Origin of the sequence: Ideonella margarita (assembly GCF_038066635.1) — a bacterium.
GTDB lineage: Bacteria > Pseudomonadota > Gammaproteobacteria > Burkholderiales > Burkholderiaceae_C > Ideonella > Ideonella margarita.
In genome coordinates this window covers 169,289-180,249 of the sequence record NZ_JBBUTI010000010.1, presented here as the reverse complement: position 1 = coordinate 180,249, position 10,961 = coordinate 169,289, and the positions used below count along the sequence as shown (strand labels likewise).

8 protein-coding genes are annotated in these 10,961 nt (G+C 65.8%); 3 read left to right on the top strand and 5 right to left on the bottom strand.

Going from position 1 to position 10,961, the window contains the following annotated elements; translation table 11 throughout:
• Positions 1–270: 270 nt before the first annotated feature.
• The gene (locus tag AACH00_RS15300) at positions 271–1,389 is read right to left on the bottom strand and encodes a tyrosine-type recombinase/integrase (RefSeq protein ID WP_341400033.1); all 1,119 of its coding nucleotides are present in this window, start codon (positions 1,387–1,389) and stop codon (positions 271–273) included.
• 473 nt (positions 1,390–1,862) lie between these two features.
• Between AACH00_RS15300 and AACH00_RS15295 the strand changes: the two genes are divergently transcribed.
• Complete coding sequence (locus AACH00_RS15295) at positions 1,863–2,570, top strand: class I SAM-dependent methyltransferase (RefSeq protein WP_341400032.1); 708 nt, start codon at positions 1,863–1,865, stop codon at positions 2,568–2,570.
• 117 nt (positions 2,571–2,687) lie between these two features.
• Complete coding sequence (locus AACH00_RS15290) at positions 2,688–3,830, top strand: hybrid sensor histidine kinase/response regulator (protein WP_341400037.1); 1,143 nt, start codon at positions 2,688–2,690, stop codon at positions 3,828–3,830.
• A 10-nt stretch (positions 3,831–3,840) separates the two neighbouring features.
• Here AACH00_RS15290 and AACH00_RS15285 read toward each other — a convergent pair whose 3' ends face one another.
• From AACH00_RS15285 to AACH00_RS15275, 3 genes are read right to left on the bottom strand one after another with little or no spacing between them, the layout of a single operon-like run.
• Entirely contained in the window at positions 3,841–5,673 is a 1,833-nt protein-coding gene (locus tag AACH00_RS15285) for a GGDEF domain-containing protein (protein ID WP_341400031.1), read from the bottom strand.
• 51 nt (positions 5,674–5,724) lie between these two features.
• Positions 5,725–7,971, bottom strand: coding sequence for a putative bifunctional diguanylate cyclase/phosphodiesterase (locus AACH00_RS15280; protein ID WP_341400030.1), 2,247 nt, complete (start codon positions 7,969–7,971; stop codon positions 5,725–5,727).
• Entirely contained in the window at positions 7,968–8,324 is a 357-nt protein-coding gene (locus tag AACH00_RS15275) for an Hpt domain-containing protein (RefSeq protein ID WP_341400029.1), read from the bottom strand. Before AACH00_RS15275 ends, AACH00_RS15280 begins: the two co-directional genes overlap by 4 nt.
• A gap of 242 nt (positions 8,325–8,566) precedes the next feature.
• On the opposite strand from AACH00_RS15275, the gene AACH00_RS15270 reads away from it, so the two are divergent.
• Positions 8,567–10,156 carry a sensor histidine kinase gene (locus tag AACH00_RS15270; protein WP_341400028.1) on the top strand — a complete coding sequence of 530 codons (1,590 nt, stop codon included), beginning with the start codon at positions 8,567–8,569 and terminating at the stop codon, positions 10,154–10,156.
• 48 nt (positions 10,157–10,204) lie between these two features.
• Here the strand turns inward: AACH00_RS15270 and AACH00_RS15265 are convergent, their stop codons facing one another.
• The gene (locus tag AACH00_RS15265) at positions 10,205–10,960 is read right to left on the bottom strand and encodes a response regulator (protein ID WP_341400027.1); all 756 of its coding nucleotides are present in this window, start codon (positions 10,958–10,960) and stop codon (positions 10,205–10,207) included.
• Between the last annotated feature and the right edge of the window lies 1 nt (position 10,961).

The window sequence follows — 10,961 nt, the reverse complement described above, 5'->3', positions numbered from 1 at the left end:
GATGCTCCTGCACCAAGCGCACAGCGCGCTCGCGGACCTCAGGTGAGAACTTGTTCGACTTGTTCATGGCTCCATCTTCTCAAGAGTTGGAGCCTCCTGAAAACCCGGGGCGCTTCACATCCTCCAAAACGTGGAAAGTTAGTTCCGTGTCGACTGACAAAACTTGAAGACCCAATGCTGGCGCGACTCCAGCAGCTCCCACTGGACTAAGCGCAGACAGCGCTCGATAGCGATCGACGCGGCACGTCCATGCGCCTGAAGTTCTCGAGGTTATTGAACAGGAAACAGGAAGCGGCTCCAGTCGGTCATCATCTGCCGACGGCGCTCAAGCGCATCACCCCGCCGGTAGGCCGCCTCAACCTGGTTCTGGATGGTGTGTGCCAGCGCCATTTCAGCAACCTCTCGCGGGTAGTTTGTCTTTTCGCCAGCCCAGTCTCGAAAGGTGGATCGAAATCCATGTGGAACAGCGTCAACACCCATACGCCGCATCAACTGAGTGAGGGCCATGTCGGAGAGAGGTCCACCCCTCGTTGACGGGAAGATGCAATCGCAGTTCGCCACCCTGGGCACACAGTTCAGGACACGCAGCGCGTCATCGCTAAGTGGCACACGATGCTCTTTCCCAGCTTTCATCCGGTCGGCAGGGACTGTCCACACCGAATTTTCGAAGTCAATTTCAGACCACGTTGCGCCGCGAACTTCCCCGCTGCGCCCTGCGGTAAGTACTAGGAACGTGAGCGCCATCGCCGACACACTGCCATGTTGCGCAAGCCTCAACATAAACGCGCTTACTTCCTCTATCGGCATGGCACGGTGGTGCTCGACTCGATGAATCTTCCCGGGAGCTGGCAACAACTTGTCTAGGTGTCCTTTCCAGCGGGCAGGATTTTCACCAGACCGGTGGCCACGCACAGAAGCCCAATCCAGCACGACCTCAATGCGGCCACGAAGGCGCGAAGCGGTCTCGTTCTTCGTCTTCCAGATTGGCTCCAACACCTCCAAGACGTGCTGCTGCGCCACATCCTTCACGTCAAGTACACCGATCACCGGGTAGGCATAGGTAACCAACGTGCTGACCCATTGCGCGCGATGCTTGTCACTTTTCCAAGAATCGCCATGTGCCTCTATGTAGCGTTCAGCTGCGCGCTGGAAGCTCATCGCGGCAACTTGGCTTGCCACAAGGCGATGTTTGGCAGCCCGTCTCTCTTCGACAGGGTCACGGCCCTGCGCAATGTCCAGCTTTAACTGCCTGGCCCTTTCTTTCGCCGCAGCCAGCGGAACATCCGGGAACCCTCCTAGGCCAATGTGCCTACGCTTCGATCCGACCATGGTTCGAAGCACCCATGAGCGCCCGCCACCCTCGTTGACATACAGGTAGAGGCCGGTCACCCCACCAACGGCGTGGTGACCTGGTGCCTTAAGACGGGAGACGACGAGTGGGGCAAGTTCTTTGGCTACAGGTGGCATGCTCGGCCGGAGTAGTTTTTCATCTACCATCCTTTCTACCATTAGTCTTTGAATTGCTTTAGATTTCTTTAGGTCAATTTAGGCCGAACCAACGAGTTGACCTTGGGACAGTAGGTCTCGCACACGTCTCTTTGGGCTCGGTTGCGTTCGACTTAGAAGGACACCGTCTCCGCCAAAGGACATCACAAGGGTCGCACCGCAAGGTCGTGACCCTTTGTCGTTTCTGGCGTTCTCGTTCCGGCGACGACAGTGGCGACAAGGCAGGTGGTCCGCACGAACCCATGTTTGAATGCTGGGCTGCTGCCACCGGCACCCAACTCAACCTGGCCGTGACCTGAATGCCCGTAGAGAACTTCAAGCCTATCCCTGTGGTGCCCGCCTCCCGGAACCGTGTGATGTGGGCCATCAGGTGCTTCCTGGACTTGCAGCTGTGCACCATCGTTGAACACCTGCAACCGGCGATGGCCCAGTTGCGGGGACGCATGCTGGACATCGGTGCCGGCCAATCCCCGTGGAAGGAGTACCTGCCCGCCGGCTGCGTCTACCAGGGCCTGGACGTGCAGGACGCGACCGAGTTCGGCATGAGCCCCCGCGACGACATTGCCTACTACGACGGCACCGTCATGCCCTTTCCCGCAGGGGCGTTCGACAGTGCCATCTGCATCGAGGTGATGGAGCATGTGCCAGATCCGGAGGCCTTCCTCGCCGAGGTGGCCCGTGTCTTGAAGCCGGGCGCACCGCTGCTGCTGTCCACGCCCTGGTCGGCGCGGCGGCATCACGTTCCGCATGATTACCACCGGTTCACCCGCGAGCAACTGGCGGCGTTGCTGGCGCGGCATGGCTTTGCACACATCGACATCCGCGAGCGCGGCAATGACGTGGGTGTGATTGCCAACAAGCTGCTGGTGCTGGCCATTCGCATGCTCAGGCCACCGGCCTGGCAACGAGGCATCTGGTCGCTGCCGCTTGGCGCGCTGGTGGCGGCCTGGGCGGTCCTGATGGTCGTGGCGTTCCATGTTTCGCAGCGGCTGGGCGCCGGCGGTGTCGAGGACCCGCTGGGCTACTTCGTCCGGGCCCATCGAGCCAACGATTCCGCATCTTGAGACTGCCACGGCCAGCGACCCAGCACTCAACTGCCCGCCCGATCTGCCGAAAACACACCATGCAGCCGTGCATCCTGCCGGCCGAATGCAACAGCAAAAAAGGGGCTGCTCGTGGCCATGGTCAGAACGGCACTGGTCATCGAAGACTCCCGCACCATGCGCACGCTGGCCTGCCAGGTGCTGAAGCAGCATGGCTACAAGACGCTGGAGGCCGAGAACGGCCAGACCGGCCTCGAGATCGCGCTGGACAAGCACCCGGACCTGATCCTGTGCGACATCCACATGCCCGTGGTGGACGGCTACGGCTTCGTCGCCCAGGCGCGTCAGCAGGACGACCTGCATGCCGTGCCCATCCTGATGCTGACCGCCCGCACCGACCGCGAGAGCCTTCGGCGCGCGATGTCGTCCGGTGCCGACGATTACCTGACCAAGCCGTTCACGCCGGAAGAGCTGCTGGTGGCTGTGCGCGGCCTTGAGCACAAGCGCACGCGGCAAGAGCTGACGACGCAGAAGTCGATGAACCAGCTGCGTGGCGCCATTCTGGCCACCGTGCCGCACGAGTTGCGCACCCCGCTGACGACCATCCTGGGCATGTCGCAGTTGCTGGTGCACCGACGCAAGAACTACAACGAGGCGCGCCTGGACGACATGCTGGGCAGCATCCACGACGCCGCCAGCCGGCTGTCGCGCACCATCACGCGGATGATGGAGTGGTCGGAGCTGACGGCCCAGGGGGCTTGCGGGCCCTCCGGCACGGCCACCCACCACGGCGTCACTGACCTGGCTGAGCTGCAGCAGCGGCTTGAATCGAGCGACTTTCTGGCCGAGCTGCGCACCGCCATGCCGCCGTCCGGCGTGGCCGACGAAGGCGAGCTGGTGGGCGGACACCCGGTGCGCGTGAAGCTCGCCCCCGGACGGGTGCAGGTGGAGGCGCAAGACCTGCGCCGCATGGTGATCGAGCTGGTGTCCAACGCCGCGAAATTCTCGATGCCCGGCACGCCGGTCGGCCTCACGGGCAAGGTGCTCAACGGCACGCATTACGCCATCGAGGTGGCCAACCTCGGCCCTGCACTGCCCCCGGAATTCCTGCGACAGATCGGTGCCCTGTCACAGGTCAACCGTGACCGCCACGAACAGCAAGGCACCGGCCTGGGGCTGTCGATGGTGACGCTGTGGGCGCGCCGCAATGGCGCGCAACTGCACTGGCCGCGCAGCGATGGCCAGCCGACCATCGCGCGTCTGTTGCTGAAGTTGGCTTGATCGCTGGCGATCAACCAATGCACGTGCGGTTCTTGCCCGTGCGCTTGGCTTCGTAGAGCGCCTCGTCAGCCCGCTCGAGCGCTTCCTCCAGCCGCTCCCCCAGGCGATAGCTCGTCACGCCGGCCGAGAAGGTGACGAACACCTCCTTGTCCTCGTGCATGAAGAGGCTGGCGCTCAGCAGGCGCTGCAGCCGCGTCAAGGCGCGCTGCGCCTCTTCCACGGGCGTGCCCGGCAACAGCACCACGAACTCTTCGCCGCCAAAGCGGGCCACGGCGTCTTGCGGGCGCAGCGACTGCCGCACATGCTGCGCCAGCGCCACCAGGGCCTGATCGCCTGCGGCATGGCCCAGGCTGTCGTTCAGGCGCTTGAAATTGTCGATGTCGAGCAGGCCCACAGCCAGCTCGGTGCCCTCGCGCTCCAGGCGGGCACGCTCGGTATCGAAGTGCTGCATCAGCCCGCGGCGGTTGGCGATCTGGGTCAGGGCGTCGGTGGCCACTTCGTCTGAGAGCCGGCGCAGCTCGGTTTCGAGCTCACGCACCTTGGCTTCGAGTTCGGTCGCGCGGCTGTGCTCGTCATGCAGGCGGCTGCGCGTGTTGCTGACCAGGGTGTGCACGCTGCGGCTCTCGTCCACCATGTCGCGCACCACGCTGGCCAGGCTCTCGAGAGAGTCGGCGCGCTCGATGGTGTCGGCGTAACGCAGCATGCCGTCGCTGAATCGTCCGGTGGTCTCATCGAGCTCGCCGAGCTCGCTCAGCATGCGCTGGATCAGCGCCTTCAGCGCGTTCCGGGCCTGGTCACGTTCCACGCGCAGGCCGCGCTGCCGGCTGCGCGTGCTGGCCAGCAAATCGCTGGCTGACTGCACGGCGCGCGCGCTGGGCACATCGTCCAGCGTGGCGCGCAGGCTGGCCAACTGGCCCTGCACCCAGCTGTCGTCTTCAGCCAATTCGCTCAAGCCACCGGCCAGTTCCTGGCTGAGGCGGTGCACCTGGTCGAGCAGGTGGTGTCGGTGGGCCAGCAGGCGGCGGGCGCGCTCACACACATCGGCCACGCTGCGGGCGATCTGCGGCGTGGCGCCATCGCGGCCGATCTGCTCGGCCAGGGCCGACAGTTCATCGGCCAGCTCGGCGGCGCGCACGCCATCAGGCGGCAGCGCAGCCCGGACGGTGGTTTCCAGCGGGCCGATCAGCTCCACCCAGTTGGACAGCGCCACGGCCAGATCGGGCTGCGCAGCGCCTGCGGCAGGGTTGGCGGCAGGGTTGGCGGCAGAACCGCTCAATGCAGGCGTGGCGGCAGCATTGGGAACAGCACTCTGCCCTTCCGCTGCCGGGGCTTCGATGGGCGGCGCGGAGGTGTCGGTGGCTTCACCCTCACCATCCCAGGAGCCCACCAGCTGGGTCAGGCGATGCTGCAGCCGCTGCATGTCGCTGCGGCTGGAATCAAGCACGCGCTGCAGGCTGTCTTTCTTGCGGGCCACGCTCCACTGCTTGCCGCTGCGCTCCAGGCCACGGGTGATGCGCTCGATGAGTTGCGCCCAGGCTTTGGATTGGGAGGCCTGGCCACCGGCGGCGCGTTCAAGCGCGCGCACGGCCTGGTCCCACTGGCCCTGATCCATGTGCTTGAGCAGCGCCTGGCGTTCCTCGGCGTTGTCCACCACCCGGCTGGTCAGCTTCTCGATCAAGGGACGGGCCCGGCCGGGCATGACCTGATCAGGAGGCGGCTCACCGGATTCTTCGGCCCAGGCGCGGGCGTAGTTTTCCGGGGTGGGCTCTTGTTTGGCCATGGCCAGGCGTCGCAAGGCCGCCTTGGCCAGTTCAGCAGGGGTGGCAGCAGGGCGCGAAGTCATGGGTGCAGGGGCATGTGGCGGCTAGGGGCACGTGCCCCTCGGGCACGCCGGTCAGGTCACGCCGGGCAGTGGCGTGGTCACAGGCAGTGCGGCCGTCGCATCGTCGGCCACCAAAGGCATATCGGCATTTTGCAGATGCCTTATAGCCCAGGCTTGCAACTGATCACCAGGCACCGGGCGGCTGAAGTAGTAGCCCTGCATCAGGTGGCAGCCCAGACTCATCAGCTCACGCACCTGGCTGGAGGTTTCAACACCCTCGGCGATCACCCGCAGGCCCATGTTCCGGGCCAGCGCCACGATGGTGGCGATCAGCATCGCGGGCTTCGGGCCGGAGCCCAGGTCCACCACGAACGACCGGTCGATCTTGATCTCGGCAATCGGCAGCTCGGCCATCCGGCGCAGGTTGGAGTAACCCGTGCCGAAGTCGTCCACCGAGAACTGCACGCCGATGTCGTTCAAGGCATGCAGGGTCGACAGGATGCGTGACTCTTCCTCACGCAGGCTGTTCTCGGTGATTTCGAGCTGGATGGTGCTGGGCGGCAACCCATGCGCCTCGACCGCATCACGCAGACCACTGAGCAAGTCAGAGCGCATGAACACGCGGGCCGGCACGTTCACGGCGATGGTCTCGGAGAAGCCGAAGGCATCCCGCCAGATCGCTGCCTGGCGAGCGGCTTCCCGCAGCGCCCACTCGCTCATCGGCACGATCAGGCCCGTTTCCTCGGCCATGTCGATGAAGGAGCCCGGCGGCACGATCTGGTCGCCGCGCTTCCAGCGCATCAGCGCCTCGACACCCACGAGACGGTTGTGCTGAACGTCGATCTGCGGCTGGTAGTACAGCAGCAGCTCGTCGCGCTCGAGGGCCTTGTGCAGGGCCGTTTCCAGCTCCAGACGCTCCAGGCCGCGGCCGGACTGGCTGAGGTGATACACCATCGAGGTGTTGCGCCCCTGCTGCTTGGCCGCATACATGGCCACGTCCGCGCTGCGCATGAGCTCGTCCACCGACCCGCCATCGCGCGGGTACAGCGCAATGCCGATGCTGGCGGTCGCAAACACTTCCTGGCCCGCAGCATGAACAGGCTCACGCAGGCTGTCCATCACACGGCGAGCCATGCACACCGCTTCGGCCTCATCGCTCACCACCGGCAGCAGGATGGCGAATTCGTCGCCGCCGATGCGGCCCACGGCGCCCGGCAAACTCCCGCCCAGCAACGGCGACACATCGAGGGCCGGCTCATCGGCGCCCTGCATGCAGCCGCGCAGGCGATGCCCGACTTCCAGCAACAACTCGTCGCCGGCGCTGTGGCCCAGCGTGTCGTTGATCTTGTTGAAACGGTCCAGGTCGATCAGCAACATCGCCGACGACTGACCCCGGCGACGCGCCGACTCCAGGGCCCGGTCCATCAGGTCGCGCATGTGCTGGCGGTTCGGCAGCTCGGTGAGCTTGTCGTACTGCTGCACGCGCTGCAGGTTCTTTTCGCTGTTGCGCCGCTCGGTGATGTCCTGAACGATGCCGCCGTAATTCACGCAGCGCGAGAACTCATCGAACTCGGGCTCGGCCACCACCTGGATGTGCCGGTATTTGCCGGTCTGGGCCTGCGCGTTGTAGACGGTCACCGTCAGGTCGATCACGCTGGTGTTGTGGACCATCCAGCGCAGGCTGCGCAGGAACTGCCGACGGTCCTTCTGCACCACCAGGCGCATCATGTCGCGCAGGCTCACGGTGACGTCGATCGGGAAGCCGAGCACCTGCAGGGCCTGCTCCGACAAGCTGACCGAGCCCAGCGGATTGTGATCATCCCGAAGGTGCCAGTCGAGGCTGCCCATGGCCGCCAGATGCTGGGCCATCACGAGCTTGTCCTTGCTGCGCTTGAGCTCCAGCGTCGTGCGCGACGAACGCAGCATGTAACGCAGGCGACCTGCCAGCAGGCTCCACTGGTTGGATTTGACGAAGAAGTCGGTGGCGCCTACCTGGTAGGCACGGTTGATCGAGGCTTCGTCGTCCAGGCCGGTCAGCATCAGCACCGGCACGTTCTCGAAGCCGTACATGCGGCGCAGCTCGCGGCAGGTCTCGAAGCCGTCGAGGCCGGGCATGCGCGCATCCAGCACGATGAGATCCGGAACCCACCGGCCCAGCAACATCAGCGCACTCTCGCCGTCGGTCGCGTCCGTCACGTCAAAGCCGAACTGATGCAGCGCGGCGTGCACCAGCATCAGGTTGACCTCGTCATCATCGACGAGCAGGACTTTCGGACGGTCGGTCGAATCAGGACCGGGTGAGGCGCCAACAGGCGTCATGAGGCTGAGGTTCCCAGTGTGAATCGGATGGCGTCCCGCACGCGGGCAGCCTCCATCAAGAAGTGATCCAGCAAGGGTTCAAGGTTGTCGACCTGCCCACCGCGGATCCGGGTCTCGAGGTCTTTGCAGGCCTCGGAGAAAACCATCGCGCCCACACTGGCGGACGCTGCCTTGAGTGTATGTGCTGCGCGGCCGATCTCGGGGGTATCCCCCCGCTCGCGAGCGACATTCACTGCCGTGAGTTGCCGCTCCAGCGAGCCGAGGTAAGTGGTGAGCACGCGGTTCACGAACAGATCGCCGCCCGCCGGGTCGAGGGACTTCAGCAACTCCAGCTGCGCCAGATCGAGGGCCATGGTCGGTGCACCGCCTGCTGCGGCCATGGCACCGAAACCCGCGCCCGAGCCGTCCGAAGGCTGCGAGGCAGCCTCGCGAAACAGCGAGTCAGTGGGAGAGCCAAATGTCGACATCCCCAAAGCATGTGTCGGTCGCCCGAATACGTCAAGCCGGAAATGCAAGGTGATGACGGGCCGGAACGACAGAACAGTCACATCGGCCACCCCCTCGAACAGGGGCCGGCGCTACTTACAATGGCCCGATGCAGCGTCTGCCTTCCGTGCGTCGGGTTCAGGGTCGCGGCCAGGTCGCGGCCTTGGCCGTGGCGGCCGTACTCGCGCTGCTGCTGGCCTGGTGGCTGCTGGGCCGCGGCGACGTGGCCGCCCTCTGGCTGGTGCTGCCGTGGCTGGGCTTCGGCGCGGCCTGTGCCGCCGCTGGCGCCCTTTGGGGCCGGAACCAGGGGGCATTCGAGCTGCGCGAAGCCCGCCTTGACCGGCAGGTGCTGGGCGACCTGGCCGACACCTGGATCTGGCAGACCGATGCCGGCCATCGCCTGACGCAGTGGCGCCCGCCGCAGGGCGCACCGGCCGAAGCCTGGACCCCTGAGCACACAGGCCAGGTGCATCTGCATGAACGCTTCGAGCTGCTCGGCCCCACCGGCCCGAGCCATGTGCTGCGCACCCGCCTCGATACCCACAGCGCAGTGAATGACCTCGTGGTGCAGTGGGTGGGCCAGGGCACGCGCTGGCGCCTGCGCGCCCAGCCGCTGTTTGATGCGGACGGCCACTTCTGCGGCCACCTCGGCAGCGCAGTGCCTCTGGACGACACCGAACAACAGCGCTTTGACCAGGCCCTGCTGACCAGCCTGTGGCCCGACCTCGACGTGGTCGCCATCGCCTTGAAGCCCGCCCTGCCAGGCCATTGGTGCGTGGCCGCACTGAGCCCCGAAGCCCATCGCCTGATGCGCCTGGACACCCGCGATGTGCGTGGCATGGACTGGGACGCGGCCCTCGCCCTGCTGCCCGAAGGACTGGCGCAAGGCGCGGCCAGCCTGTCGGTGGGCCAGCAGCGCGAGGCGGGCGACTGGCAACTCAGCCTGCGCGCACTCGGCCCCGAGGCCACGCATGGCCGCCTGCTGGTGCTGCGCCTGAAATCAGCGCCGATGGCGGTGGCCGACACCACCACAGCCGCCGACCAGGACTCGTTCGTGTATTCGGTGTCGCACGATCTGCGCGCCCCGATCCGCGTGGTGGAGGGTTTTGCGCGCATCCTGAAGGAAGACTACGGCCGCTTCCTGGACCGCATCGGCAACGACCACCTTGACCGCGTGCTGGCAGCCGCGGCCCGCATGAACAGCATGATCGATGCGCTGCTGGCCCTCTCGCGCCTGCAGTCGCAGCCGCTGGTCCGCAAACCGGTCGACCTGTCGCAGCTTGCCAACTACATCCTCGAAGACCTGCGTCGCGAAGCCCCTGATCGGGCGGCGGCCATCAGCATTGAGCCCGGTCTGATCGTCAATGGCGACCCCACGCTGCTGCGCATCGCGATGGAAAACCTGCTGGGCAATGCCTGGAAGTACAGCGGACAGTGCGCGCACACCATCATCGAATTCCGCCGGGAGCAGCACGACGGCAAGCCGGTGATGGTGGTGGCTGACAACGGCGCCGGTTTCGACATGCGTTTTGCCGACCGCCTGTTCGGCGTGTTCCAGCGCCTGCACAGCGCGAAGGACTTCCAGGGTACCGGCGTGGGCCTGGCCTCAGTGCGGCGCATCCTGCGCCGGCATGGTGGCGACATCTGGGCCGAATCGGAAGTCGGCAAGGGCGCGCGCTTCTACTTCACGCTGGCCTGAGGCCGCTGAAGCCGCTACGGCCGCACTGGTCGCCTGGGCGGCTCAGTGTCAGAGGTCGCCAGGGCGCGAAAGTAATTCCACCGCATCCAGCATCGCGGCCGCCTGCGCATGAAGGCTGCGGCCTTCCTGCTGAGCTTGCCGACGAAGGCGCTGCAAGGCGTCCACGCGTTGCAGCGAATAACGGTGCATCAGCACCCCCACCGCCACAGGCACCGGGTCCGCCAGCGGATCACCGGCTGCTGGCACCGCCATCCCGCCGCCTTGAACGCCGCCGGGTGCGGCTTCGGCAACGGCCGGTCGCGCCATCTGGCCCGGCACCGGCTGCGCTGCAAAGGCAGGCGCTGCAGCCGGCATCGTGGCGGGCACTGCGGTGCCAGACGGCACCACCCGATCCCGCCGTGCGCGCACACTGGCCACCGCGGCTTCCACCGTCGGCACGATCTGCGCAATGTCGAGCGGCTTGACCAGGTAGGCCACGGCCCCCAGTTCCTTCACCTTCGCCACCGTGGCGTTGTCTGAAAACGCCGAGAGGAACATGAACGGGGTGCCCAGCGATTCACGCAGGTAGTCGGCCACGTCGAAGCCCGACTTGCCTTCCATGCGGATGTCGAGCAGGGCCAGGTCCGGGCGATGCTGGCGGGCCAGCAGGATCGCGTCATCGCCGTTGTCGGCGTCGATCACCTCGAAGCCCGCGCGCGACAGGCCGTGCGTCACCGTGGCCAGCACCAGGCGGTCATCGTCGACCACGAGGATCTTGCCCTTGTGACTGGAGGTGCCGGTACTCATTGCTGCAAGCTCGACCATG